Source organism: Tabrizicola sp. YIM 78059 (genome assembly GCF_004959785.1).
GTDB lineage: Bacteria > Pseudomonadota > Alphaproteobacteria > Rhodobacterales > Rhodobacteraceae > Tabrizicola > Tabrizicola caldifontis.
The window spans coordinates 1-24,915 of the sequence record NZ_SJZH01000019.1 but is presented as its reverse complement, the minus strand read 5'-3'; the positions used below and the strand labels follow the sequence as shown (position 1 = coordinate 24,915).

At 65.5% G+C, this 24,915-nt stretch carries 24 protein-coding genes and 1 pseudogene; 11 read left to right on the top strand and 14 right to left on the bottom strand.

What is annotated here, in order from left to right; translation table 11 throughout:
• Nucleotides 1-148: 148 nt before the first annotated feature.
• The 3 genes from rbsK to EZM81_RS16765 form a co-directional block, all read right to left on the bottom strand.
• Entirely contained in the window at nt 149-1,069 is a 921-nt protein-coding gene (gene rbsK / locus EZM81_RS16775; RefSeq protein ID WP_136646531.1) for a ribokinase, read from the bottom strand.
• A gap of 4 nt (nt 1,070-1,073) precedes the next feature.
• Entirely contained in the window at nt 1,074-1,526 is a 453-nt protein-coding gene (locus EZM81_RS16770) for an RbsD/FucU family protein (RefSeq protein ID WP_136646530.1), read from the bottom strand.
• A gap of 78 nt (nt 1,527-1,604) precedes the next feature.
• The gene (locus EZM81_RS16765; protein WP_136646529.1) at nt 1,605-2,660 is read right to left on the bottom strand and encodes an ABC transporter ATP-binding protein; all 1,056 of its coding nucleotides are present in this window, start codon (nt 2,658-2,660) and stop codon (nt 1,605-1,607) included.
• Nucleotides 2,661-2,934: 274 nt separating this feature from the next.
• Here EZM81_RS16765 and EZM81_RS16760 point away from each other — a divergent pair, with 274 nt between their 5' ends.
• From EZM81_RS16760 to EZM81_RS16745, 4 genes are all read left to right on the top strand, one after another.
• Complete coding sequence (locus EZM81_RS16760; protein ID WP_135451108.1) at nt 2,935-4,560, top strand: extracellular solute-binding protein; 1,626 nt, start codon at nt 2,935-2,937, stop codon at nt 4,558-4,560.
• Nucleotides 4,561-4,648: 88 nt separating this feature from the next.
• Nucleotides 4,649-5,752: a carbohydrate ABC transporter permease gene (locus tag EZM81_RS16755; protein ID WP_136646528.1), complete on the top strand. Its 1,104-nt coding sequence runs from the start codon at nt 4,649-4,651 to the stop codon at nt 5,750-5,752.
• Nucleotides 5,749-6,666 (top strand): carbohydrate ABC transporter permease, encoded by a 918-nt coding sequence (locus EZM81_RS16750; protein WP_135451106.1) that lies wholly within the window; start codon nt 5,749-5,751, stop codon nt 6,664-6,666. Before EZM81_RS16755 ends, EZM81_RS16750 begins: the two co-directional genes overlap by 4 nt.
• Before the next feature lie 40 nt (nt 6,667-6,706).
• A complete protein-coding gene (locus tag EZM81_RS16745; RefSeq protein ID WP_136646527.1) occupies nt 6,707-7,162 on the top strand; it encodes an RbsD/FucU family protein in 456 nt (151 codons plus the stop codon).
• Between the two features lie 88 nt (nt 7,163-7,250).
• On the opposite strand, the gene EZM81_RS16740 is transcribed toward EZM81_RS16745, so the two are convergent.
• From EZM81_RS16740 to EZM81_RS16725, 4 genes are all read right to left on the bottom strand, one after another.
• Entirely contained in the window at nt 7,251-7,982 is a 732-nt protein-coding gene (locus EZM81_RS16740) for a creatininase family protein (protein WP_135451104.1), read from the bottom strand.
• Nucleotides 7,982-9,460, bottom strand: coding sequence for an FGGY-family carbohydrate kinase (locus EZM81_RS16735; RefSeq protein ID WP_136646526.1), 1,479 nt, complete (start codon nt 9,458-9,460; stop codon nt 7,982-7,984). Before EZM81_RS16735 ends, EZM81_RS16740 begins: the two co-directional genes overlap by 1 nt.
• Entirely contained in the window at nt 9,457-10,539 is a 1,083-nt protein-coding gene (locus EZM81_RS16730; protein WP_136646525.1) for a M42 family metallopeptidase, read from the bottom strand. Before EZM81_RS16730 ends, EZM81_RS16735 begins: the two co-directional genes overlap by 4 nt.
• 96 nt (nt 10,540-10,635) lie before the next feature.
• Entirely contained in the window at nt 10,636-11,448 is an 813-nt protein-coding gene (locus EZM81_RS16725; RefSeq protein WP_136646524.1) for a BtpA/SgcQ family protein, read from the bottom strand.
• A gap of 92 nt (nt 11,449-11,540) precedes the next feature.
• Between EZM81_RS16725 and EZM81_RS16720 the strand changes: the two genes are divergently transcribed.
• On the top strand, nt 11,541-12,575 hold the full coding sequence (locus EZM81_RS16720; RefSeq protein ID WP_136646523.1) for an aldo/keto reductase: 1,035 nt from the start codon (nt 11,541-11,543) through the stop codon (nt 12,573-12,575).
• Between the two features lie 129 nt (nt 12,576-12,704).
• Here the strand turns inward: EZM81_RS16720 and EZM81_RS16715 are convergent, their stop codons facing one another.
• The 3 genes from EZM81_RS16715 to EZM81_RS16705 are packed head-to-tail and all read right to left on the bottom strand — an operon-like array spanning nt 12,705 to nt 15,327.
• Entirely contained in the window at nt 12,705-13,628 is a 924-nt protein-coding gene (locus EZM81_RS16715) for a PfkB family carbohydrate kinase (protein WP_135451099.1), read from the bottom strand.
• A 58-nt stretch (nt 13,629-13,686) separates the two neighbouring features.
• A complete protein-coding gene (locus tag EZM81_RS16710) occupies nt 13,687-14,649 on the bottom strand; it encodes a sugar phosphate isomerase/epimerase (RefSeq protein WP_136646522.1) in 963 nt (320 codons plus the stop codon).
• 6 nt (nt 14,650-14,655) lie between these two features.
• Nucleotides 14,656-15,327: a GntR family transcriptional regulator gene (locus EZM81_RS16705; protein WP_240784223.1), complete on the bottom strand. Its 672-nt coding sequence runs from the start codon at nt 15,325-15,327 to the stop codon at nt 14,656-14,658.
• Between the two features lie 77 nt (nt 15,328-15,404).
• Here EZM81_RS16705 and EZM81_RS16700 point away from each other — a divergent pair, with 77 nt between their 5' ends.
• Together EZM81_RS16700 and EZM81_RS16695 are read left to right on the top strand one after the other, a co-directional pair.
• Nucleotides 15,405-16,946 carry a UxaA family hydrolase gene (locus EZM81_RS16700; RefSeq protein WP_136646521.1) on the top strand — a complete coding sequence of 514 codons (1,542 nt, stop codon included), beginning with the start codon at nt 15,405-15,407 and terminating at the stop codon, nt 16,944-16,946.
• A 100-nt stretch (nt 16,947-17,046) separates the two neighbouring features.
• Complete coding sequence (locus EZM81_RS16695) at nt 17,047-17,847, top strand: alpha/beta hydrolase (RefSeq protein WP_248298261.1); 801 nt, start codon at nt 17,047-17,049, stop codon at nt 17,845-17,847.
• Nucleotides 17,848-17,920: 73 nt separating this feature from the next.
• Here EZM81_RS16695 and EZM81_RS16690 read toward each other — a convergent pair whose 3' ends face one another.
• The 4 genes from EZM81_RS16690 to EZM81_RS16675 form a co-directional block, all read right to left on the bottom strand.
• Nucleotides 17,921-18,790: an ABC transporter permease gene (locus EZM81_RS16690; protein WP_136646519.1), complete on the bottom strand. Its 870-nt coding sequence runs from the start codon at nt 18,788-18,790 to the stop codon at nt 17,921-17,923.
• Nucleotides 18,791-18,802: 12 nt separating this feature from the next.
• Nucleotides 18,803-19,729 carry an ABC transporter permease gene (locus EZM81_RS16685; RefSeq protein WP_135451093.1) on the bottom strand — a complete coding sequence of 309 codons (927 nt, stop codon included), beginning with the start codon at nt 19,727-19,729 and terminating at the stop codon, nt 18,803-18,805.
• A gap of 4 nt (nt 19,730-19,733) precedes the next feature.
• The gene (locus tag EZM81_RS16680; RefSeq protein WP_136646518.1) at nt 19,734-20,813 is read right to left on the bottom strand and encodes an ABC transporter ATP-binding protein; all 1,080 of its coding nucleotides are present in this window, start codon (nt 20,811-20,813) and stop codon (nt 19,734-19,736) included.
• A 177-nt stretch (nt 20,814-20,990) separates the two neighbouring features.
• Nucleotides 20,991-22,118: an extracellular solute-binding protein gene (locus tag EZM81_RS16675; protein ID WP_135451112.1), complete on the bottom strand. Its 1,128-nt coding sequence runs from the start codon at nt 22,116-22,118 to the stop codon at nt 20,991-20,993.
• 421 nt (nt 22,119-22,539) lie between these two features.
• Between EZM81_RS16675 and EZM81_RS16670 the strand changes: the two genes are divergently transcribed.
• From EZM81_RS16670 to EZM81_RS16660, 4 genes and pseudogenes are all read left to right on the top strand, one after another.
• Complete coding sequence (locus tag EZM81_RS16670) at nt 22,540-23,085, top strand: LacI family DNA-binding transcriptional regulator (protein WP_169052400.1); 546 nt, start codon at nt 22,540-22,542, stop codon at nt 23,083-23,085.
• A 246-nt stretch (nt 23,086-23,331) separates the two neighbouring features.
• Nucleotides 23,332-23,991 (top strand): annotated as a pseudogene (locus tag EZM81_RS18800) (extracellular solute-binding protein); the annotation flags it as partial.
• Between the two features lie 57 nt (nt 23,992-24,048).
• On the top strand, nt 24,049-24,465 hold the full coding sequence (locus EZM81_RS18795; RefSeq protein WP_371685769.1) for a hypothetical protein: 417 nt from the start codon (nt 24,049-24,051) through the stop codon (nt 24,463-24,465).
• Nucleotides 24,466-24,576: 111 nt separating this feature from the next.
• Nucleotides 24,577-24,882 carry a sugar ABC transporter permease gene (locus EZM81_RS16660; RefSeq protein WP_211195439.1) on the top strand — a complete coding sequence of 102 codons (306 nt, stop codon included), beginning with the start codon at nt 24,577-24,579 and terminating at the stop codon, nt 24,880-24,882.
• Nucleotides 24,883-24,915 lie beyond the last annotated feature (33 nt).

The window sequence follows — 24,915 nt, the reverse complement described above, 5'->3', positions numbered from 1 at the left end:
TCTTGGCCGTGACAGTGCCCGCATCAAGGCCCGTGCGGATATCATCCATCGCCTGCTCCATCCCGGCCGCACGCGGCGACCCTGCCTGCCGCTTTAGGACGGCAGGGTGACATATATGCGAAGGATTTGTAACATAAGGATGACAGGGCTATGTGCGGGCGAGCAGCGCCTCGATTTCTGCTCGGGTCGGCATGGCCGGGGCAGTGCCGGCGCGGGTCACGGAAATGCCGGCGGTGGCGCAACCGAAGCGCACCGCATCGACCACATCGCGTCCCTCGGACAGGGCAACCGCGAAGCCCCCGTTGAAGGCATCACCGGCTCCCGTCGTCTCGACCACCGGGCCGGCGCTGATCACCGGGACATGCACGCTGCGGCTTCGGTCGCGGTAAAGCGCGCCGTTGCCGCCCAGCGTGACGACCACCGCGCCCACGCCCCGCGCCAGCAACGCATCCGCCGCGCGCTCTGCCTCGGCAACGCTGGTAACCGGCAGACCGGTCAGGGCTTCGGCCTCGGATTCGTTCGGCGTCACGAAATCGCACAGGCCAAGCAGTGAATCATCAAGTTCGGCCGCGGGGGCCGGGTTCAGGATCGTCGTGACCCCTGCTGCACGCGCAATCTCAAGGCCCCGTCGCGCGGCCGGGATCGGCTGTTCCAGCTGCGTGACGAAGACCGATGCGCCACGGATAAGGTCGGCCTTGGCCTCCAGATCCTGCGGGGTGATCCGCGCCGCCGCACCGGGCGAGACGATGATCGCGTTGTTGCCGGTTGCATCCTCAAGGAAGATGAAGGCCGCGCCGGTGTAGCTTTCCGCATCCTCGGTCACCTCGGGATGCACGCCGGCCCTGGCCCAGGTGCTGCGGGCGATCTGCGCGAAATCGTCCCGGCCAAGGCGCGTGATGAAATGCGTCCTGCCGCCAGCCATGGCTGCGGCCACCGCCTGGTTCGAGCCCTTGCCCCCCGGCCCCAACGCGAAGGTTCGGCCCAGGATCGTTTCGCCCATCTTCGGCATACGCTCGGCGCGGTAGGCCGTGTCAGCCACGAAGATTCCAAGGATGACAATGGGTTTCATCGGTTTATGCCTCTGGCGGAATCACACCCTTGCGGAACATGAAGCAGCCGTAGAATCGGCGTTCCCCGGTCTGGATGACGGCATAGGACTTGCGGGCCAGATCGTAGAACGCAAAGCGTTCGATCCCGACCATCGGCCGGAACCGGCCTTCGGCATGGTCGATCTCCGCCTGCACCTCAACCTGCACCGGCGGAATCTCATCTGGCGCGCCGACCACCTCCATCCGCCCTGCGAAGTCGTCAACGAAGGTGTCCAGCGGCAGGACGGACAATATTGCCCTCACCGCTTCGGCGGCGGTCAGGTTCTCCATCCTGAGAAGCTTGCCCGTCACCGTCGCCCGCGCCACGCTGTCGGACGGAAAGTTCGTATCCGCGACGATCAGCACGTCGCCATGCCCCATGGCCCGCAGGCAGGCCAGCACCTCGGCATTCAGCCGGTTGTCGATCCCCTTCAGCACCGGAAAGCCCTCCCCAGCTTGTTCCGTTCTCAAATAACCCGGACGCGCGGGATGCAAGGCGCCCCGCTCCGCCGCTTGTCACCCCAGACGCACGCCCGAAGCCCTGTCGAAGAGATGCACTTTTTCCGCGTCAGGCGTAAGGGTCATCGCATCCCCCGGCCGGAAGGTCACGCGATCGCGGAACATCGCCACCACCTCGTGCCCGTCAGCGCGCAGCACGACATGGGTCTCCGACCCGGTGGGCTCTACCACGGCAACCGTGCCTGCCAGGCCTTGCCCGCCGGCGACCAGATGCTCCGGCCTGACGCCATAGGTCAACTCGCGCCCGTCCGCCACCATCAGACCGGGCGGCAATGGCAGGCGGGTGCCGTCCTCCAGCACCGCCGCCCCGCCACGTGCCACGGCGGGCAGCATGTTCATCGCCGGGCTGCCGATGAAGCCCGCCACGAAGGTATTCGCCGGGCGGTCATACAATTCCAGCGGCGCGCCGACCTGCTCGATCCGCCCCCCCTGCATGACCACGATCTTGTCGGCCATGGTCATCGCCTCGATCTGGTCATGGGTGACATAGACGGTCGTCGTCTTCAGCCGCTGGTGAAGCTCGCGGATTTCGGTGCGCATCTGAACCCGCAGCTTTGCGTCGAGGTTCGACAGCGGTTCGTCGAACAGGAACACCTGCGGATCGCGCACGATGGCCCGGCCCATGGCGACTCGCTGGCGCTGGCCACCGGACAGCGCCCTGGGATAGCGGTCGAGATAGGGGGTCAGGCCCAGGATCTCTGCCGCCCGTTTCACCTTTCGGTCGATCTCGGCCTTGTCCAAGCCCCGCATCTTCAGCGCGAAACCCATGTTCGCCGCCACCGTCTTGTGCGGATAAAGCGCGTAGTTCTGGAAGACCATGGCAATGTCGCGTTCGCTGGGGGGAAGGTTGTTCACCCGCCGCGCCCCGATCAGGATGTCGCCGCTGGTGATTTCCTCCAGCCCCGCGATCATCCGCAGCAGCGTGGATTTCCCGCAGCCCGACGGCCCGACCAGCACGACGAATTCCCCGTCGGCAATGTCGAGGTCCAGCCCGTGGACCACCTGCACCGCGCCATACGCCTTCTTCAACGCGCGGATCGTGACTTCGGCCATCTGCCCCCTCCCCGGATTCCGGCGCAAGGCTAGCGGCGGCGGCGGGCCCTGTCCACCGGCTGATCATACTAACATGTTAGAAACTTGACAGGTGCCCTGCCCCCCTGCAAAGCTTCCCCAGGGGAAAGCATTCCTTGGGGGGAGGGGAGGCCCCGCGTTCCATCTTGCGCCGGCTGTCGCCCGCCTGGGGCCACGGGTTCGGACGCCCCCCGGCACCATTGAAAAGGCCCGGGCGCCTGACGCGCCGCAAGGGCAGAAAAAGGGAGGAAAGAACGTGAAAGTCGAACATTACAACGCCCTCATGGCGCGGATGAGCCGGCGCCGGATGCTGCAGGGCGCGACCGCGCTTGGCGCCATGGCGGCCATGCCGATGACCGCAAGGATTGCCTCGGCGCAAGACAATCTGCGCGCCCAGATCCTGGCCATTCCCGGGGTGGGCGCGGGCAGCCCGACCGATGCGCATTGGCAGCAGGTGGGCGAGCTTTGCCTTGGGGCGACGAAGGCCAATGTCGCCGAAGGCGAATTTGCCGGGGTCGAGCTGACCTTCATGGGGCTCAACAACCAGAACCTGCACAACTTCCTGTTCCGCGGCTTCCTGAAGCCGTGGGAAGCCTACACCGGCGCAAAGATCAACTGGATCGACCTTGCGCAGGCCGACTACAACAGCCGCCTGCAGCAGTCCATCGCCACCGGCACGGTCGATTTCGACATCATCGAGATGGGCGCCCCCTTCGAGGGCGACACCGCCGGCCGTGGCCTGCTGGACGAGATGCCCGACTGGGTTGAAGCTCAGATAGAGGCCGACGATCTTGTGGGCTATCTCAAGCCCCCGGTGGGCACCTGGAACGGCAAGAAATACCGCATCACCATCGACGGCGACTGCCACACCTTCGCCTATCGCAAGGACTATTTCGGCGAGGGCGCGATCGGCGGGCCCGAGGTGCCGAAGACCTGGCAAGAGGTCAACGCGGTCTCGAAGGCGCTGGTCGGCAAGACCGACCCTCTGACCGGCCTGCCCGCGCATGGCTACCTGGACCCGCTGAAAGGCTGGGGCGGCTTCGGCTTCTACTTCATCTGCAACCGCGCTGCGGCATATGTGAAACACCCCGACGACCGCGCCTGGCTGTTCGACCCCGACACGATGAAGCCGCGCGTGAACAACCCGGGCTGGGTGCAGGCCATCCAGGACGTGATGGACCTGATCGCAACCCCCGGCGCCTATCCGGCCGACCAGATCAACGCCGACCCCGGCACCACCGCCTTCAGCCAGTTCCTGGCCGGCACGGGTTCCATGCTGATGTGGTGGGGTGACGTTGGATCCTCGGCGCGGACCTCTGACACCTCGGTGGTGGGCGATGTGGTTGGCTTCGGGATCAACCCGGGCTCAACTCGACGCTACAACTCGGCCGCCGGCGCGTGGGAGGAAACCGCGAACGAGGCCCCCGTGATGGCCTACATCGGCTGGGGGATCTACGTCACCAACCGCGTCTCGGGTGACGAGAAGAAGCGCAAGGCTGCCTGGTCGGCGGCAGCGCATCTGGGCGGGAAGGATCTGTCGCTGTGGACGGCGGCCTATCCCTCGGGTTTCCAGCCCTATCGCAATTCTCATTTCAACTATGCGGAATGGGAAGCCGCCGGCTACGACCGCGCCTATGTCGAGGACTATCTCGGCTCGAACGCGGACAGCTACAACCACCCGAACGCCGCGATCGAACCGCGCATCCCCGGCATCTTCCAGTACTATTCGGTGGCCGAGGACGAACTGGCCAAGGGCTTTGCGGGTCAGTACAAGTCGGCGCAGGAAACCGCCGATGCCATCGCCGCCGCCTGGGAGAAGATCACCGACCAGATCGGCCGCGACAGCCAGATCGCCCTCTACAAGGCGTCGCTCGGGATGTGATGCAGGCAGGGTGGGCCGCCCGGCCCACCCTGCATGACCAAACGCGCCTCCGGCTTCCGGGGGCGCGCAAAACGGACGGCAGGCGGAATTGAGCGGATCGGATCATCTTCACGTCGTCACCTCGGACGAGATCGGCGAAGGCCGGAAACGGCTGGGGCGGTTTCTGGTCTGGGGGACAGCCGGGCTGCTGGCGCTGGTTGCACTGGCCCAGACCGCACAGGCGCTGGGCTGGCGCGACTTCGGCTTCACCACCTGGCGGCCGACGCTTTATGCATACTGCCTGTGGGCCACGGCGCTGTGCTGGTCGCAGGTGATCATCCGGGGCGAACAGGGCAAGCGCACGCTCTTTGTCCTGCCCGCGGCGCTGTTCGTGATCTCGCTGACGGTCTTTCCGCTGCTGTTCGGTCTGACCATCGCCTTCTCAAGCTGGAACCTCTCCAGCCCCACCGGCCGGTCGTTCAACGGCCTTGCGAACCTGCGCCAGATGTGGACCGACCCGTTCTACTGGAATGCGCTGGGGAACATGGTCTGGTATGTGCTGGCCATCATAGTCGAATACGCCATTGCCTTCGGCCTGGCGCTTCTGCTGAATGCGCAGATCCGGGCGCGCAAGTTCTTCCGGGTGGCCTTCCTGCTGCCGCTGATGCTGTCGCCCGTCGCCGTATCGTGGATGATCGGCAAGTCGATGCTCGAAGCCCGTTTCGGGCCGATCTCGCGCCTGGCCCGCTGGCTGGGAGTGGAAAACCCCGCCTTCTTCGAGACACCCTGGATGGCCAAGGCCACCATCATGGTGCTGGACGCCTGGACCTTCATCCCCTTCATGATGATCATGCTGCTGGCCGGGCTGCAGGCCATCCCCAAGGAATTGACCGAGGCGGCAAAGGTTGACGGCGCGCGCGGCTGGAAGGCCTTCTGGGAGGTGACCTTCCCCCTGATGCTGCCGGTCAGCGTCACCGCGATCCTGATCCGCATCATCTTCAAGCTGAAGCTGGCCGACATCGTCATCAACATCACCTCGGGCGGGCCGGGCGGCGCAACGGACACCGTGACCAGCTTCATCTTCCGCGAATACCGGGAACGCTCGAACGTCGGTTACGGCACCATGCTGGCCATGGTCTATCTGGTGCTGATCGTGATCTTCATGACCGTGCTGATGAAATGGGCCGGCCGCTACACGAGACCCCGCACATGAGCAACCAGATCTTCCGCGACCACGAGACGGACCTTGCCCACTGCGCGAAGTGGTGGACCGGGCGGATCGCGATCTACGGGGCGCTGATCCTTTGGGCAGTCATCTGCCTGTTCCCGATCTACTGGACGCTGACGACCAGCTTCAAGATGGCGCCCGACGTGATGAAGGGGAACATGATCCCCTGGGTCGATTTTACCCCGCAGTGGAAGGGCTGGGAGGCCATCGGCCTGTCGCCCGATGCGCTGGGGCGCGAAAGTACCGCCCGGGCCGAATTCCTGAAACGCTTCGGCAATTCGGCTATCATCGCGCTATCGGCCTCGACCCTTGCGGTCGTGCTGGGCAGCCTGGCCGCCTACGGGCTGTCGCGGTTCAGCTACCGTTTCGGGTTCATGAAGAACGACGACATCTCGTTCTTCTTCCTGTCGCAGCTCATCCTGCCACCTGTGGTGCTGGCCCTGCCCTTCCTGGTGCTTTACAAGGAACTGGCGCTGCTCGATACCCGGATCGGGCTGATCCTTCTTTACACGCTGACGGTCCTGCCGATCGTGATCTGGATCATGAAGGACCAGTTCTCGACCATCCCGACCGAGCTGGAGGAGGCGGCGATGGTCGATGGCCTGGGCATCTGGGGAGCCTTTTTCACCATCATCCTACCGATCGCCCTGCCGGGGATGGTGGCGGCCTTCATCCTGTCGCTGGTACTGACCTGGAACGAATATTTCTTCGCGGCGCTTCTGACCTCGACCCATGCCAACACCCTGCCGGTGATGGTAGCCAGCCAGACCGGATCGCAAGGCATCAGCTGGTGGTCGATGGCGGCGCTGTCCTTCGCCGCCATCCTGCCGCTGATCATCATCGGCGTCGCGCTGGAACGGTTCATCATCAAGGGCATGGCGGCGGGGGCGGTCAAATGACGCCCACGGGTCTGCCCCGAAAGATCCGGTTGCCGGCCACATGCTGAAGGGCATCGACCAGAGGCTGAGCGCTGAAATCGTGCATGTCCTCATGCTGATGGGCCACGGCGACGATCTGGTGCTGTGCGACGTGAACCATCCGGCCGCAACCATCGCAGCGAAGTCGACCTACGGCCGGCTGATCGACATGGCGGGCTGCGACATTCCCACTGCGGCCCGGGCGATCCTGTCGCTGATGCCGCTGGATACCTTCGTGCCCGCCCCGATCCGGCGGATGCAGGTTGTGGGCGACCCTGCGGCCGAAAAGCCGATCTTTGCCCGGATGCAGGCCGTCGCCGACAGCGCCGAAGGCCGCCCGGTCGGGATGGAGGCGCTGGAACGTTTCGCCTTCTACGAGGCGGCGAAGCGTGCATTCGCAATCATCCGCACCGCCGACAGCGGGCCCTATGGCTGCTTCATCCTGAAGAAGGGCGTGATCGATCTGCCAGAGCTTTGAGCGAACGCGCGTCGTTCGCCTGCGGCGTCTCCTCGCCCGGTCGCCCATCGTGCAGCGACCCGGCGAAGCCCCGGGACGGACCTGGCCGTCAGTCAAGCCCCAGAACGGTTCGCAGATGCGACAGCGCGATGGCAACGCCCTTTTCCCCCAGCTCTGCCGTCGCCTGCGGCGCGGTTTCCGTGTACCAGTGCCCGCCATCCCGCGCGCTGGTCATGTCCACCGTGTCAGGCGCAAGTGCCAGCATCAGCGCGGTTTCGCCCACCCCGGCATGATCAAAGGGAAAGTCCGCGCCCTTCGGGAACAGCGGATGGATGCGGATCCAGTTGAACGGGTCCGCACCCTGTGCATGCAGCGCATAATAATCGGCCATCTCGCCCTTGCCCCACCAGCCGGGGCCGCGCGTGCCTTCCAGATGGCGGAAGATCGCGTTGCGGGCGGCGAGGCGGAAGGCAAGGTCGGTCGGCATGCCTTGCGCGAAGTTCTCGGTCTGGTGGTGGATCACGCCATGGAGGTTGCGAAATCCGGTCGCCAGCAGCCCGGTAAACAGCGCCTCGGCCAGCGGCAGGAAGGTGGCGGGCTCCAGATGCAGCGTCCCCTCCCCCGGACCGGCAACCGCATGGCTCGCCGCGCCATAGGCGAAGGGCGGCAGGGTGATGATCCGGTCACCCAGCCTGCGCAGTGTCTCCGTCACGATCAGAAGGTCCACTCCGGCGGGCAGGTGCTTCCCATGATATTCCATGACCCCGATCGGCAGGACGACGGGCAAGCCCTCGGCGACGGCACGGGCGATCTGGTCGGGTCGCATCCGGTCGAACTGCATCAGGCTACCCCAAGCGTATGGGCAATGTCCCTCGTCTGCGCGTAAAGCGCTTTCCACAGCGGATACTGACGATCATACGCCGCCACCTGTTCGGGCGCCACGTTGTGGACGACCGGGTTCCAGCGGTGAATCGCATCCCCCGGCACGGCCCCGATGGCCAATGCCGCCAGGAAGGCATCACCATAACTGGCCCCGATGGTCTTGTCGCAGACCTCCTGTGCCGCGTGACCAAGGTCGGATGTGGCTTGCAGCCAGACCGCGTTCTTCGTCCCGCCCCCGACCGCACGAATACGCGCCGGGCTGGCGCCAAGCACGGCATAGGTCTCAAGCACATGGGCGGTGCCCATCGCTATCCCCTCCAGCACCGCACGGTAAAGGTCGCCACGCGTGTGGGTCAGGTCCAGGCCGAAAAAGGCACCCTTCGCCAGCGGATCGTGGATCGGCGTCCGCTCGCCCGAGAAATAGGGCAGGCACAAAAGCCCCTTCGCCCCTTTGGGGCTGGCTTCGGCCTCGGCGGCAAGCCCGGCGAAATCCGCATCGCGCGCAAGCTGGTCACGGAACCAGTGGGTCAGCGTTCCGCTGGTCGCCAACCCTGCCATGCTGGCGTGCTGGCCCTCGAACAGCCACGGAGCATACCACAGCCGCGGATCCCGCACCGGCGCCGCCGTCACCTGGATGATGAAGATGGTCGAACCATACATCAGCATCATGTCGCCCGGCGCGGCCACGCCGACGCTGACCGCCTCGGCCGCCGCGTCGATGGTGCCACAGGTGACCGGGGTGCCCTCGGCCAGCCCGGTTTCCCGGGCAGCGGCGGCGGTGACACGACCGGCAATCCCGGTAGACCACATCAGCCGGGGCAGCCGGTCGAGCGGCAGGATGTCTGCCAGCGAATCGGTCCAGTCCTGACGGTTCACATCGTAAAGCGGCGAGAAATTGGCGGCGGTGTAGTGGTCGATGACGTATTCGCCGGTCAGCTTCCATGTCAGGTAGCTGGTCGAGGTCAGAACCTTCGCTGTACAGGCGAACAGGTCGGGCTGCGTTTCCTTCAGCCACAGGATCTTCGGCCCCACCGATTGCGAGGTCAGCGCATTGCCGCAGGTCGAAAGGATGACGTCCTCGCCGATGGCCGCGTTCAGTGCGGCAATCTGGGCGGTCGCGCGGGTATCGACGCCATACAGGACACCGTTCATCAGGGGCGTGCCAACAGCGTCAACCGGCAGCATGCAGGGTCCGATGGCACTGGCGGCAACGGCCGTGATCTCGCGCGGATCAAGGCCCGACTGCCCCAGGAGTGTCCGTGTGACTTGGACGAAATCACCCCACCAGTCCTCTTCCGCCCGGTGCTCGGCCCAGCCGGGGCGCGGCACTAGCATCCTGTGCGGACGGCTGGCGGTTGCGGTGATCGTGCCGTCATGGGCGACCAGGACGCCCTTGGTCTCGAAAGTGCCGATATCGATGCCAAGAGTATGGGTCATGGGTCGCGCGTCAACTTGAGGTCCGGGGTGATCCGGTCCAGCATGAAGCCCAGCAAGGCCGCCAGCCCGTGGAGATCGGCGGTATCCACCACCTCAAGCGCCGAATGCGAGTAGCGCATCGGAAAGCCGACATCCAGGCAGGCCACACCCTGCGGCCCCATGAACTGGATGTAGGAAAGATCGGTCAGTGCCCCGGTGTGTGCCGAACGCTGCAGGGTCAAACCGGCGGCATGTGCCGCCTCTTCTGCCAGAGCGACAAGGGCCGGATGCGGGATCACCCCGTTCAGCGTGCCCCGCCCGTGGAAGGAGTACAGGCTGATGCCAGGCCCCCCGCCAAGCACCACCTCGCCGCGCGCGGCCATGTCGGGCGTGTCGCAGGCCAGAAGCAAGTCGATCTGCAGGGCGATATCCGGGCACAGCGCCGTCGCCGCCGGCAAGACGCCGCGCAGATTGTATTCTTCCTGCACCGACCAGACCAGATGCAGCGTCGGCCCGGACTGCCCCTTGCGGGCGGCCGCAAGCGCCAGAAGCACGGCGCATCCCGCACGGTCGTCGATCGATGTGCCGGCCAGGCGAGTGCCGTGCAGGGGCAGGACACGCGGCAGATAGGTGACTGGCGTGCCGATGCGCACGCCGGCGGCATGGGCCTGTTCTGCCGAGGCAAAGCCCGCATCGACGTAAAGTTCGGCATAGGGGACGACGCGGTATTTCTCGTCCGGTGTGGTTGCGTGGTGCGACTTGTTGGCGATGACACCGGGAATGTCACCCTTTTCAGTCGATAGCACCACCGCCTGCGCCGCAAGCGCGCGCTCCGGCACACCGCCCAGCCTTTCCAGCCGGATCAGACCCGAGGCTTCGACCTTGCGAACGACAAAGCCCAGCTGGTCCATATGAGTAAAGACCATGACACAAGGAAGCGCGGGATCGCCCGGGATCGTGCAGATCAGGTTGCCCAGCCGGTCGGAGCGATACGGCAGCCCCATCCCATCCAGATGCGCGGCGATGGCCCGGGCCACGCGCTGTTCGTGACCGGAAAGGCCGGGAATGAGCATCAGTTCGGTCAGAAGATCGCGGATCATCAAGCCCTCGCGCCAGCAAATTCCGTCAAGGGAACCTGCGAATTCCTCGAAGAAAATCTCCCGGAATCACCAGGAATTCCGGGGCCTTCCTGGCTGTCATGCCTTACCCCTTGCTGCCCGGGCGCGGTCCATGAAATCCTTTGCGCGCTCCGGGTCCACCGGTGCCCAGGTGTCCCCACCGACCTTCAGCGCAGAGCCCACGATGCAGCCGTCGGCGATACGAAGCACCTCGGCCACGGTCGCATGCTTGACGCCCGTATTGGCCAGCACCGGCGTTGTGGGCAGGACGCGCTTCACCGCCTCCAGATCCTCCATCCGCGCGGCCTCGCCGGTGATCGCGCCCGAGACCAGCACCGCGTCGGGGATCGAGGAAAACACGGCGCTGCGCGCCCGGTCAGCCAGTGGCCGGGGGTCGAGAGAGCCGGCGAATTCGGCCGAGACGTTGTAAAGCGTCGCCACCGTCCCTGCCCCGATCCTTGCCCCGTAGCGCCGCGCGGCGCCGGCGTCGGGGGCCCAGAGGCCCATGTCACTGGCATAGGTGCCGGTGAAGATCTCGCGCACGAAGGCCGCCCCTGTCGCTGCCGCCAGAGCCATGGTGGCCATGGGGTCCCACAGGACATTGACGCCGAAGGGAACCGTGATCCGGTCGCGCAACCGCCCGATCACATAGGCCATTGTGGCAGTGGAGGCCGGATCGACACGCAGCTCGTAGGGCCGGTCGTTTTCGTTGCCGAACATCACCGCATCGACCCCGGCGGCCTGCAAAGCTGCCAGATCTGCCTCGGCACCCTTCAGGATCGCCTCCACTCCGCCCGCCGCGTCATGCAGCGGGGTGCCGGGCATCGCGCCCAGATGCACCATGGCAATCACGGGCTTGCGTCGCCCGAAAACCTGTTCGAACCGTGTCATGACTCGCCTCCCTGATCGCAGGCTAACCGGAAAGCCCTTGGCCGGGAAGCCCGCAACATACTAGCATGTCAGCATTGACTGGGGAGGCAAGGATGCTGGCACGAAGGCACTGGGACAGGCGTGGAACCGGGGGGATTTCCTTCACCGAGCTCGGCTTCGGCGCAGCGCCGCTGGGCAACCTTTTCCGCGCGATTTCCGAGGCCGAAGCCCAAGCCGTGCTTGAGGCGGCCTGGGCAGCTGGTGTGCGCTACTACGACACCGCGCCGCTTTACGGCTTTGGCCTTTCCGAGACGCGGATCAACCATTTCCTGCGCGGCAAGGCACGGGGCGACTATGTCCTTTCGACCAAAGTCGGGCGGCTGTTGCAGGCCGTCCCCCCGGGGCACGGCGACGGGGCGGGCAAATGGGTGGATGTGCCCTCTCGGCGCGAGTGGTTCGACTATAGCCACGACGGGGTTCTGCGGTCACTGGAAATCAGCCTGGAACGGTTGGGACTCGACCGGGTGGATCTTGTCTATGTCCATGACCTTGACATCTTCACCCATGGATCGGAGGCCGCGAAACAGGCGCGACTGGAAGAATTCATGGCCGGCGGCTACCGCGCGCTTTGCCGGCTGCGCGACGAAGGCGTGATCGCGGGCTTCGGAGCAGGCGTCAACGAATGGGAACCCTGCGACTGGATGATGGAGCGCGGAGAGTTCGACATCTTCCTGCTGGCGGGGCGCTTCACGCTGCTCGAACAGGGGGCACTTGGGTTCATGGACAAGGCGGCGGCACGGGGCGTCGGGGTAGTGATCGGCGGGCCTTACAATTCGGGCATCCTTGCCACTGGCCCGCGCCCCGGCGCGCATTACAACTATGCACCGGCCCCGCAACCGGTTCTGGACCGCGCCGCGCGTTTGCAGTCGGTTTGCGAAGCCCACGGTGTGCGGCTGGTGGACGCGGCCTTCCGTTTTCCGCTGTTGCACCCGGCCACGGTCAGCGTGATCCCCGGCGGGCAGGGTCTGACAGAAATGGAAAGCAATATCCGCGCTGCCCAGACAGAGGTTCCCAAGGCTCTCTGGCAGGCACTGGCGGCTGACGGGCTGATCCCGGAACGGCTGGTTCCCGCGACGACAGCGAAATAGACGGTGCGGCTTGCGTCGCGGAATCATCTCTCTTTGCTGGAAATCTTGCGTCGGGCGGCGGGGGTAGCAAGGGCCATCACACCCGCCGATCCGGTCGGCGTGTCGGCCACGGGCAGCAGGGCAGGCGGGTCAAATCCTGGCGCGGATCGCCGCTTCGTCGATGCCGGGGCGTTCCTCGACCGGTAGGCTGACATGCAGCGCTGCGGCTGCCTGGCCGAAAGCCGCGGCGTCGGCAAGGCTGGCGCCCCGGGCCCATTCGGCGGCCATGGCCCCGATGAAGCTGTCGCCCGCCCCGTGGGTCGAGACGACCTTGACAGGTTGTGCCGCATGCCAGGCCACCCTGCCGCCCTCGGCGATGACCAGACCCTCGGCCCCCAATGTGACGATGACCCCGGCGGGCCCCCGTGCCGACAGGTCGTTTGCGGCGGCCTCGGCGTCAAGGCCGGTTTCTGGCCGGGACAGCAGGTCGGCGGCCTCGCCCCGGTTCACCACCAGGAGGTCGATCAGACGCAGAAGCTCGGGGCTGACGGCCCGCGCGGGGGCTGCGTTAAGGACGGTGCGAATGCCCTCTGCCCGGGCACGGCTGGCCAGAATAAGGTTCGCCGCTTCGGGGATCTCGCTCTGCAGCATCAGCAGGGCGCAGTCCCGGGGGAAGCTCACCGCTTCTGCCCGGAACAGAAGGTTGGCACCCGAAACGATGACAGCCGCATAGCTTCCATCCGGCTGCACGATGGCAACTGACATGCCAGAGGCACCGGGGTGTGTCTGCACCGCGTTGCGCCGCACTCCGGCGGCGTCCAGCGCCGCGCGCAGCAGGATCGCCGGCTCGTCCGATCCGACCGCCCCGGCCATGTGCGCATCGGCCCCGGCGCGTGCAGCAGCCACGGCCTGATTGCCGCCCTTGCCGCCGAAAGCATAGCGGACAGCTGTGCCAACAAGCGTCTGGTCCGGGCGCGGCAGTCCGGGGGCGTTCACGATCACATCATGGTGCAGCGAACCTGCGCAGAGGATGACGGGTCGGGAAAACGGGACTGGCGGCACGGTTCTCGGCATCTGGTCGGTCGGATGACGCCGGGATGGTAGACCATGGCATGCATCTGACAAGGGGGCTTCACGCGCCGCACAGCGCTGCCATGACCAGCCCCGTTGCTGCGGCGGCATCCTGCCGGGCCTGGGCGGCAGCCAACGCCGGATCGGCCGCCAACCGCGCCGCGATCTCGATCAGGCGGTCGGTCAGGCGGATGTTCGTGCGCGCCTCGTCGATGGGGTTCAGCCCGGAATGGTCGGGAAAGGTGTCGAAATAGATGATGCCGCCGTAACCGATGCGGGCCAGCGCCACCAGGAGTTCCACCGTCTGCACCGGGTGGACCGAACCCGCCATCAACCCGTCGTCGCGTTTGCCGTAGCCGTCATTCAAGTGCAGGCCGAGGATCCGGCTGCGCCGGGCTGCCAGCATCGCGGCCTTGGCAGGCATCTCCCCGGCATAAAGCATATGGGCAAAGTCCAGCGTGACGCCGGTATTCCTTCGCCCGACCTCGGCCAGCGCCAGCAGGGTCGTTGCCATGTCGGGCATCAGTGCATGGGCGCGTGGTTCGTTGGGCTTGTATTCCACCGCGATGTCGATGGCCGGGTTGTGATCGGCGACCTCGGCCAGCGCGGCGATCGTGTCATCCCACATCCGCGCATAATCGGCCTGAAAGCTGTAGTCGAACCCGTCCTGCCCCATCCACAGCGTCATCTGGCTGCCACCCATTTCGGCGCATGCGTCGATGCCGCGTCTTGTCAGGTCAATGGCCGCGCGGCGGATGGCCGCGTCTGGGTGGGTGAAGGCGCCAAGACGGAAACCATCTTCCGTGTAATAGCGCATCGCCAGACCGTTCAGCGCAAGGCCATGGTCAGCCAGCAGGCGCGACAGGCTGGCCGGGTCATGGGCGACGAAATGGTCGGGATAGTTCAGGTCGGCGGCTGAAAGATCCCCAACACGTCCTGCCGCCGCCAGCATACCCGCCACCGTGTCCCCCTTGCGCTTGAAGGCATTCAGGCGGGCAGCATAGCGCGGGCGATTCGGGATCATGGCGGCTCAGGCAGGGTTGAAGAGATCGGGCCGCTCACGCTCCAGCGGCTCGAGATAGGTGATCAACTGGCGCAGATGCGCCTGCACTGCCGCCCGTGCGGCCTGCGGATCGCGGGCCTCCATAGCCGCAAGGATCGCCTGGTGTTCGGCCAGCGTCGCCTGCACCCGGCCCGGCACCGGCAGGATCAGCTGCCGCGCGCGGTTCACATGCAGCCAGGCCGTTTCAGCGACCTGGGCCAGCCTTGGAAAACCGGTAAATGACAGCAGCAGTTCGTGCATCGCCGCATCGGTTGCATAGAAGCCCGCAATGTCGCCATCGGCCAAAAGGGCGGCCTGCACGGTGAGGTTGCGGCGCAGAAGTTGCAGCTGTTCGTCGGTGATGCGTTCGGCCACCCTTTCGATCGCCGCGACTTCGATCGCCTCGCGCAGGAAGGCGCCTTCGCGGATTTCCTGCATCGAAAACCGCGCGACGAAAGTGCCTGCCTGCGGCACCACGTCAACCAGCCCCTCGCCCTGCAATCGCGCCACCGCATCGGCGACGGGGCTGCGGCTTACGCCCAGCGCCTCGCAGATTTCGGGCTTGCGCAGGATTTCACCCGGCTTGTAGGCCAGCGACAGGATCGCCTGCCGCAGCGTCTGATAGACGCGCTGGCCGAGAGAGCCCGTAAACTCCGCCAAGGGTCGCAGACGCGCGGCGGCGGAGGGCTCTTGTTTGGCGGGCGCTGCTGGTTGTAACATGCTAACATGTTAGGCAGATGGCCAAGCCTGTCAAGGAAGGGGTTCTCATGGCAAGCGGAGTGATCCGGCTGCACGGGTCGGACAATGTGGTGATCGCCTTGCAGGACCTTTCTGCCGGCAGCAAGGTCGAAGGGGTGGACAGCCCCCTGCCCGGTCCGGTACCGCGCGGTCACAAGATCGCGGCTCGCGCCATTGCCGCGGGCGAGCAGGTGGTGCGTTACGGCCAGATCATCGGCCAGGCGACGGCCAACATTCCGGTGGGTGCCCACGTCCACAGCCACAACCTCGGCATGGGTCCGCATTCCAGCGACTATGCCATCGGGTCGGAATGCCGCCCCCTTCCCCCGTTGGAACCGCGCAGTTTCATGGGCTTTCACCGCGCGGACGGTTCGGTAGGCACGCGGAACTATCTTGGCATCCTGACGTCGGTGAATTGCTCGGGCTCGGTCGCCCGCTTCATCGCAGAGGCCGCCGAGAAAGACCTGGTGCTGGCGTCCATGCCGGGGATCGACGGGGTGGTGCCCATCGTCCACGGCACCGGCTGCGGCATGTCGGGCACGAACGAGGGCTACCAGACCCTGATGCGCACTCTGAAGGGCTATGCGCGGAACCCGAATTTCGGCGGCATCCTGCTGGTGGGTCTCGGCTGCGAGGTGATGCAGGTGCCCGACCTCGTGGGTCAGGGCCGGCTGCGCCCGGACGGCAACTTCCGCTACATGACCATCCAGGGCGAGGGCGGCACCCGCGCCACGATCGAGCGGGCGCTGAAGGTGCTGCGCGAGATGGCCGAGGTCGCGGGCCGGGCGGTCCGCGCCCCCGCGCCGGTGTCAAAACTGGTCGTCGGGCTGCAATGCGGCGGGTCGGACGGCTATAGCGGCATCACGGCGAACCCCGCTCTCGGCCACGCGAGCGACCTTCTGGTGCGCATGGGCGGCACCACGATCCTGTCGGAAACCCCGGAAATCTACGGTGCCGAACACCTGCTGACCCGCCGCGCGGTCAGCCGTGAGGTGGGCGAGACACTGCTGGAGCGCATCCGCTGGTGGGAGGACTACACCGCCCGGAACGATGGCGAGATGGACAACAACCCCTCGCCAGGGAACAAGCGCGGCGGGCTGACGACGATTCTGGAAAAATCGCTGGGCGCAGTGGCCAAGGGGGGCACCGCTCCGCTGTCCGGGGTCTACAAGTTTGCCGAACCGATCACGACGCCGGGCTTCGTCTACATGGACAGCCCCGGCTACGACCCCTGCAGCGTCACCGGCCAGATCGCCAGCGGCGCAACGCTCATCGTCTTTACCACGGGGCGGGGGTCCGTCTCGGGCTACAAGCCCAGCCCCTGCATCAAGCTTGCCACCAATTCCGAGATGTATGCCCGGATGAAAGAGGACATGGACATCAACTGCGGCGATGTCCTGGACGGGGTCAGCATTGAGGCGAAGGGCGAAGAGATCCTGGAAAAGATCATCGCCGTTGCCAGCGGTCAGCAGACCCTTTCCGAAGAGCTGGGCTTCGGCGGGGCGGAATTCGTGCCTTGGCAGATCGGGGCGGTGATGTGACGGGTGCATATGTGAAGGGTCCGATCGTCGGGCGTTTCGACCCCGGTTGCCGGGCCGCATGTGCAGCGGGCTCAGCCCGCCGGCCCAAGGAGCAGCCGCTGTGACCCGCCCGCCCTATGCCTGGCCCGACCCTGACCGCGACTATGCCAATGGTGCCTTCATTCCCGGTGCTGCCGACTATCCCGACCGCTGGGCGCGCGAGGCCGCGGCCTTCCGCGAAACCCTGGCCGGGCGGGCGCAAGGCGACATCGCCTATGGTCCGGGCCATCGGGAAAGGCTGGACCTGTTCCTGCCCGAAGGCACCCCGCGCGGCGTGGTGGTCTTTGTGCATGGCGGCTACTGGCACCTGTTCGGCAAGACGCACTGGTCGCATCTGGCCGCCGGCCCCCTGGCGCGGGGCTTCGCCGTGGCGATGCCGGGCTATACCTTGGCCCCGGCCGCACGAATCGGGGAAATCACCGGCCAGATCGCACAGGCCTGCTGGGTTCTGTCCCACCGCATTGCCGGACCGATGGTCGTGACCGGCCATTCCGCCGGGGGCCATCTGGCCGCACGGATGGGCTGTGCCGACCTGACCGTGCCGGTCACCCGGGTTGTACCGATCTCGCCTCTGTCGGAACTCGGGCCGCTGATGGCGACTGGGATGAACGCGACGCTCGGGATCGACCCGGATGAGGCAGCCGCGGAAAGCCCGGCGCGGCTGCCCCTGCGGGCGGGGGTCACGGCGCATGTCTGGGTCGGCGCAGAGGAGCGGCCCGCCTTCCTGTGGCAGGCCCGGGTGCTGTCCGAGGAATGGGCCTGCCCCTGGACGGCCCAGCCGGGACGGCACCATTTCGATGTGATCGACGGGCTGGCCGACCCGGACTCGGCCCTGTGCAAGACCGTTCTCGACGGCCTCTGACACTTCACTCCGCGTGCGACCTCGTCTTCTCGTCGCTACCCGCGAGGGGTGGCGAAGTGATCCAAGGGCAGGCTCACATCTCGGCCGCTTCGGCCCGTCGCGCCTCGGCCTCGCGGGCGGCCTCGATGCGCGCCTTACGACGGCGGTTGACTTCGTACACCAGGGCCAGGATCAGCGTCACCATGATCAGCAGGAAGGCCAGCGCGTTGATCGTGGGCGTGATGCCCGACCGCACCTTCGAGAAGACATAGACCGTCAGGGTATCCGCCCCGCCACGGGTGAACTGGGTGACGTTGAAGTTCTCGATCGACTGGAAGAAGGCCACCGCCGCCCCGGCGCCGATCGCCGGATAAAGATGCGGAAGCAGAATCCGACGCATCACCTGGGAATGGCTTGCGCCCAGATCCAGCGCCGCCTCCTCCAGCCCGGCATCGAAGCTTTGCAGCCGCGCCAGCACCAGAAGCATCACCATGGCGGCGATATAACTGACCTGCCCCAGAACGCTGAGATGCAGACCGGGAATGAACGGCCAGGGGCGGGTGTCCGGTCCGAACAGCAGACCCCCGAGCTGGGTCCACATGATCATTGTCGAAATCCCGATCACCACGCCCGGAATCAGGATGGTCGAGATCATCATGCCGTAAAGCACCGTCCGAGCCCGACCCGAGATCGAGTTGATCAGGATCGCGCTGGCGGTGCCGATGACGACCGAAATCACCGCCACCGCCACCGCCACCCACAGCGTGTTGACGAAGGCCTTCATCATCCGCTGGTCGGCAATCATCTCGCTGAACCAGATCGTGGTCCAGCCCTTCCACGGCACGATCGAAGGCAGCTTCGAGTCGTTGAACGCCGCCCCCGACATCACCACCAGCGGCAACAGCAGGTAAAGCAGGAACAGCATCATGTAGAGATGCGAAAGGTTCTGACGCAGCTTGTGCATCGTGCGGCCCCCCTACTTCGCGATGTCCGACAGCTTCACCCGGAACAGCCACATCGCCAGCGTGACGATGAGCGTGCAGAGCAGAAGCAGAAGGAAGGCATAGGCCGAGGCCGTGTTCCAGTCGAGCGCGTCCTTGAACCACTGGTCGATGGTCTGGGTGAACCACTGCGAGGTGGTGGATCCCAGGATCGAGGGCACCAGCAGCGATCCGGCCGACAGCATGAACACCATCACCGAACCCGAGGCGATGCCGGGCTTGGCATGGGGCAGCACGATCCGCCAGTGAATCTTCCACCAGGGCGCGCCCAGATCCTCGGCCGCCTCGATCTGGTTGGTGTCCAGCGACTGAATCGCGTTGTAGACCGGGAAGAGCATGAACAGGACATAGGTGTAGATCAGCCCGATCACGACGCCGGTATAGCCCATGTTGGTCCAGCGGATCGGGTCTTCGATCAGGCCCACCGCCTGCAACAGCGCATTCAGCGGGCCCTTGAACGCAAGGATGATCCACCAGGCGAAGGCGCGCAGCACCTCGGACACCCACAGCGGGATGAACAGCAACAGGATCAGCGTTGGCAGCGACCGGGGGTTGACGATCTTGGCCATGTAATAGGCCAGCGGATAGGCCATCAGGAAGCACAGCACGGTAACGACCATCGAATAGAAGATCGTCAGCAGGAAGGTATAGACATGCACCGGGATGGTGTAGCTGAAGCCGAGAATGCTTTTTTCGACGCGGCCGTCGAAGACCTTCATGTAATTGCCCAGGCTGTAGGTGTCGCGCGGGCCGCCGATCTCGGTCACCGGAAGGTAGGGGCGGAAGCTCTGCTCGAACAGCGTGATGTTCGGCACGATCACCAGCATGATCAGCCAGAAAGCGACCAGCAGGCACATCAGAAGGGTCAGACCCGGCCCATAGCGGCGCAGCATGTCCTGCATGGTCTCAGCCCCTTACATTCGCGTCGGGCAGGATCGCGGCCCGCGCCGGGTCGAAGGACATGAACATCCGTGCACCGCGCTCTGGCACAGTGGCCGAACCGTCGTTGCGGATTTCCGAAGTCAGCGCCGCGCCGGTCTCCGTGGTGGCGTGGATGGCGATGAAGCTGCCCTCGAACGAGATGTCCCCGATCGTCACGGGAACCGAGTTCTCTGTCGCCGGCGTGGATGACAACACCGTGTGTTCGGGCCGGACGTAAAGCTTGCCGGCCTTGCCACCCAGATCGCCCAGCCGGGCGCGGAAGGTGCCGTGCGGGGTGACAAAGCTGGCCATGCCACCGGCGGCGTGCTGCACCTGGCCCTCGAAGATGTTGTTCTCGCCCACGAAACCGGCCACGAAGCCGTTTACCGGGTTGTTGTAGATCTCTCTGGGGTCGGCGATCTGCTGGATTCGGCCCTGGCTCATCACCCCCACGCGGTCTGACATGGCCAGAGCCTCGCCCTGGTCGTGGGTGATGTAGATGAAGGTCACGCCCGTCCGCTGCTGGATGGCGCGCAGCTCTGCCCGCATGTGCTGACGCAACTTCAGGTCAAGCGCCGACAGGGGTTCGTCCAGCAGCATCACCTGCGGCTCCACCGCCAAGGCACGGGCGATGGCGACCCGCTGCTTCTGTCCGCCCGACAGCTGGCTGACCATCTTGTCCGCCGCGCCGGGCAGATCGACCAGCTTGAGCAGCTCTTCCGCCTTCTTCCGCCGGGTCGCCTTGTCCACCCCGCGCACTTCGAGGCCGAAGCTGATGTTCTCCCAGATCGGCATCAGAGGAAACAGCGCGAGGTTCTGGAAGATCAGTGCCGTCGGCCGCTGGTTGGGCCGGGTTCCCTTCACATCCTTGCCGCCGATTCGAATTGTGCCCTCGGTCGGCTCGATGAAACCCGAGACCATGCGCAGGATCGTCGTCTTGCCGCAGCCCGAGGGGCCGAGGAACGAGAAGAACTCGCCCGGTCGGATGGAGACATTGGCATTGTCCACCGCCCGGAAGGTGCCGAAGTCACAGCAGACGTTTTCAAGATCGATTCCGGCGCTCATGGCCCTGGTAGTCCCCCTGGAGTGATCGTCTTTTTGTTGCAGGCTAGCAGGCAGGCTGCCCCTTGCAATCGGTATCGCCAGTTCGGGCCGGTCCTTCGGTCCAGAACGACCCATCTGCGCGCGAAAAAGTCACGCCGGACCCTTTCGGGCCCGGCGCTCCGGTCACGGGCGTCGCACTCAGGACGCCTTGTACTTGTCGGCGTATTCGGTGCGCTTGGCAATGAACTCGGCGGTCTGCTCGGGCCACCACCACAGCTTGGCCAGCGCCTCGTCGTTGAAGGTGCCGTTGTAGTATTCCTTGACCGAGGGATCCATGAGATCGGCTGCGCCCTTGCCCACCGGGTTCGACGAGAAAGCGGTGGCCCAGCCCGCCGCCCCTTCCGGCGTCGAGACGAACTTGGCGAATTCGTGCGCCTGCTCGATGTTCTTGGCGTTCTTCATCAGCACGAAGCCCTGGTGCCAGGCAAAAGCCCCTTCGGTTGGCGCGATGTAGGCATAGCCGTCGTTGCGCAGGTTGTAGCCGGTCGAATCCCAGCACAGGCCGAGGGTGGCGCCGTTCGCCACGAAGCCCGCGTTGGCCTCGTTCTCGCCCGACCACCACTGCACGACATTGCCCTTGGCCTTCACGGCCTCGGCCAGAGCGATGTCCCACAGCTCGACCATCGCGGCCATATCGGTATACCCGTCCATCCACGGGCGCGGCAGCTTGCCCTGCGCATCAAGGTAGCGGCCCATCGCTGCCAGAGCCGAGTGAGGACGCAGCGTCACCGAGTTGTCGGGGCTGAAGAGGTCACCCAGCGACGGCGGGTCGGACAGCTTTGCCTCGGCGGTGTTGACCACCAGCGCCTCGGTGCCCCAGTTCGAAGGCACATAGAACAGCTCGCCGTTCGCGCGGCTGCGCTCGCCGGCCGAACCATCGGCCAGGCCCGGCAAATAGTTGTCCATCGCCAGCTTCGCGGGATCCCAAGGCTGTAGCAAACCGTTCGAGTTCCAGCCGCCCCAGCGGTCGATGGTTGGTTCGATCACGTCGATGCCGCCGGCCTGCAGCGCCACCTTGGCCTCGGCGAACATCGTGTCCTGGTCTGGAAGCTCCTTGAAGTTGACCTTGATGCCGGTTGCGGCCTCGAACGCGGGGAACACCTTCTCGGCAAGCGACGGATAGCCCGCCCAGCCGACGAAGTTCAGTTCGCCCGACGAGGCCAGTGCCTTCGACGAGATGATCGCCGGGGCGGCAAGCAGGCCCGCGCCGGCAGCGGAGCCTTTCAGGAACCGGCGGCGGTTGAAGGTGGAAGAGATTTTGGTCACGTGTGACTCCCTGGTTTAAGATGACGGGCTGTCCCCGGTTGTTCTGTTGTCATGGCCGGGGCGTCGGATCAGTCTGACAAGGGCCTTGTAACAGGTCCGTGTCGGACAGCGCCGCGTCCCTTCGGCCACTTGATTACTCAGCACTTCTGCCGCCCTGTCAACGCGCAGATACGCCTTGGCCTTTCGCGGACGGCAGGAGATTGAGCCGCAGCTCAACAAGGGACACCGATTGCCGCCGCTGTCGGCGCGGGAACGCGTGCCATGCGCGTCTGCAGGGCGACGGCAGAGAATCATTCCGGCAGAAGCCGCGCCTGCAAGCGGCCCAGCGGGAAGAAGTTGCGCCGCACGACCGTTTCCTTTCAGATCCCCTTGGCGACGGATTTCTGGCTTGCCTCCTCATCCGAAATGTTTCGGAATTCTTGTGGAAGACGCCCAAGCCACACTGAAGGGCATTGCGCGCAAGCTGGACCTGTCGATCATCCAGGTCAGCCGGGCGGTGAACGACCATTCCGACATGAATGAGGAAACCCGGCTTCGCGTCTGGGAAGCCGCGCGCGCCATGAACCACCAGCCCAATGTCTCGGCACGGAAACTGGTGTCGGGGCGGCCGGGGATGGTGGGGCTTGTGGTCCCGCAGCATCGTAACCTTGGCCAGGACGGCATCTTCATGGAGGTGGTTCCGGGCTTTCGGCCAATTTCTCCGGCCGGGGGGATGCAGTTCGTGCTGCACATCATGCGCGAGGACGAACCCGTTCTGCCCGTCTATCAGGCGCTGGCCGCCCTAGGCCTACCTGTGTCGGGCGATGTTTCGGTGTTGGCGCATGACGACCTTCTGCCTGCGCTGCGTGCCTCGGCCTTCTTCCCGGCGCTGACCGTGACCAAGGCCCCCCTGCGCGACAGCTGGGAGCCCCTGGCCGGCGCCATCGAGAGTCGCCCCCTCGCCGCATTGCAGCGCATCGGCAGCTAACAATTCGTCGAACGGAACTCGGTCGCCGCCCCGTCAACCTGATCCGAAATATCAAATCGTTGACTGAAAGCGCTTTGAAACGCAGTGAGTCCGAAACCTTTCGGAACGTCGGATGCCATCGCAGATCGGGAACCGGGGCGTTTGCGCCGTTGAACCCGCGACGCGGACGAACCGACACGGAGGATTACCGATGATGATACTTAGTTCCTTGTTTCCGGCGCGGTCGGCAACGCTGTCGAAAGCTTCAAGGCGCTGGTGAAAACCTGGGAAGAAGCAACCGGGCACACCGTCACCCTGGTGCCGATGCCGGCCCCGACCAGCGATCAGTTCGGCCTGTGGCTGGCGGCGGGGACGACCGACATCTACCTCTATCAGGCCGACGTGATCCGGGCGCCGCAGCTGGCCGACCATTTCGTGGACCTGACCGAGGCCGCCAAGGACCTGATCCCGCAGCATTTCCCCTCGATCATCGAATCGCAGACAGTGGGCAAGCTGGTCGCGCTGCCGATCTTCACCGACGCGCCCGCGCTCTACTACCGCACCGACCTTCTGGAAAAGCACGGCAAGCAGCCGCCGAACACCTGGGCCGAACTGACCAAGACCGCGCAGACGATCCAGGACGCGGAACGCGCCGAGGGCAAGACCCATCTCTGGGGCTTCGTCTGGCAGGGCAACGCCTATGATGGGCTGACCTGCGACGCGCTGGAATGTTTCAAGTCGCACGGCGGCGGCCAGATCATCGAGCCGGACGGCACGATCTCGATCAACAAACCGAACACGGTCGCAGCGCTGGAGCAGGCGAAATCCTGGGTCGGCACGATCAGCCCGGCGGGCGTCCTGGCCTACCAGGAAGAGGAAGCCCGCGGCGTCTGGCAGGCCGGCAACGCGATCTTAATGCGCAACTGACCCTATGCGCACACGCTGGGCAATGGCGACGCCTCGGCGGTCAAGGGTCTCTTCGGCGTGACCACCCTGCCGGTCGGCAAGGAAGGCGATCCGTCGGCGGCGACGCTGGGCGGCTGGAACGTGGCCGTGTCCAAGTACTCGACGAAGCAGGAAGCGGCGATCAGCCTGGCCCTGTATCTGGCCGGACCCGAGGCGCAGAAGCAGCGCGCGATCAACGAATCGAACCTGCCGACGATCATCGCGCTTTGCGACGACCCCTACATCGCCGCCGCGCAGCGGATCATCCCGCAGTGGAAGGACGTGTTCCTGAACGCCGTGCCGCGACCCTCGGCCCCGACGCTCGGCAAGTACATTGAAGTGTCGGCCAAGTTCTGGTCGGCGGTCCACAACACCCTGTCCGGCAAGGGTTCGGCGGCCGAGAACCTGGAACTGCTCGAAATCGAGCTGAACGACATCAAGGGGTCGGGCTGGTAAGTCCTCCCGGACCTGACTGACCCCACCGGCGGGCGGCTCCTGACTCCAGCAGCGGCCGCCCGCCTCGACAACAGACGGGCCTCGGAGGGGGGGCCCGCAGGGGAGGGACACATGTCAACACAGAACGGGACATCGAATGCCGGGGGGCTCAGCCTTACCCAGCAACGCCAGCGCGCGGCCTTCTGGTTCATCGCGCCCATGCTGGCGGCACTGTTCTTCGTCGCGGCCTGGCCGCTGATCCGCACGATCTGGTTCTCGCTAACCAACACGGCGCTGTCGAACCTGTACGTATGGCGGCGAGTTCATCGGCTTCGACAACTACCTGTCGCTGCGGATGCTGGAGTCCGGCCGCTAAATCTGGCGCGGGACGCTGGTCGATCCGGCCTGGTGGAACGCGGTCTGGAACACGGGTGCTGACCTGCCCCGGTCGTCCCTCGTTCATAACGAGAG

What these genes read in the sequence shown, in the direction of transcription:
- rbsK (WP_136646531.1), bottom strand. Translation starts at nt 1,069, where the DNA reads ATGAAACCCATTGTCATCCTTGGAATCTTCGTGGCTGACACGGCCTAC.
- EZM81_RS16765 (WP_136646529.1), bottom strand. Translation starts at nt 2,660, where the DNA reads ATGGCCGAAGTCACGATCCGCGCGTTGAAGAAGGCGTATGGCGCGGTG.
- EZM81_RS16750 (WP_135451106.1), top strand. Translation starts at nt 5,749, where the DNA reads ATGAGCAACCAGATCTTCCGCGACCACGAGACGGACCTTGCCCACTGC.
- EZM81_RS16745 (WP_136646527.1), top strand. Translation starts at nt 6,707, where the DNA reads ATGCTGAAGGGCATCGACCAGAGGCTGAGCGCTGAAATCGTGCATGTC.
- EZM81_RS16740 (WP_135451104.1), bottom strand. Translation starts at nt 7,982, where the DNA reads ATGCAGTTCGACCGGATGCGACCCGACCAGATCGCCCGTGCCGTCGCC.
- EZM81_RS16735 (WP_136646526.1), bottom strand. Translation starts at nt 9,460, where the DNA reads ATGACCCATACTCTTGGCATCGATATCGGCACTTTCGAGACCAAGGGC.
- EZM81_RS16730 (WP_136646525.1), bottom strand. Translation starts at nt 10,539, where the DNA reads ATGATCCGCGATCTTCTGACCGAACTGATGCTCATTCCCGGCCTTTCC.
- EZM81_RS16725 (WP_136646524.1), bottom strand. Translation starts at nt 11,448, where the DNA reads ATGACACGGTTCGAACAGGTTTTCGGGCGACGCAAGCCCGTGATTGCC.
- EZM81_RS16720 (WP_136646523.1), top strand. Translation starts at nt 11,541, where the DNA reads ATGCTGGCACGAAGGCACTGGGACAGGCGTGGAACCGGGGGGATTTCC.
- EZM81_RS16715 (WP_135451099.1), bottom strand. Translation starts at nt 13,628, where the DNA reads ATGCCGAGAACCGTGCCGCCAGTCCCGTTTTCCCGACCCGTCATCCTC.
- EZM81_RS16710 (WP_136646522.1), bottom strand. Translation starts at nt 14,649, where the DNA reads ATGATCCCGAATCGCCCGCGCTATGCTGCCCGCCTGAATGCCTTCAAG.
- EZM81_RS16700 (WP_136646521.1), top strand. Translation starts at nt 15,405, where the DNA reads ATGGCCAAGCCTGTCAAGGAAGGGGTTCTCATGGCAAGCGGAGTGATC.
- EZM81_RS16690 (WP_136646519.1), bottom strand. Translation starts at nt 18,790, where the DNA reads ATGCACAAGCTGCGTCAGAACCTTTCGCATCTCTACATGATGCTGTTC.
- EZM81_RS16685 (WP_135451093.1), bottom strand. Translation starts at nt 19,729, where the DNA reads ATGCAGGACATGCTGCGCCGCTATGGGCCGGGTCTGACCCTTCTGATG.
- EZM81_RS16680 (WP_136646518.1), bottom strand. Translation starts at nt 20,813, where the DNA reads ATGAGCGCCGGAATCGATCTTGAAAACGTCTGCTGTGACTTCGGCACC.
- EZM81_RS16660 (WP_211195439.1), top strand. Translation starts at nt 24,577, where the DNA reads ATGTCAACACAGAACGGGACATCGAATGCCGGGGGGCTCAGCCTTACC.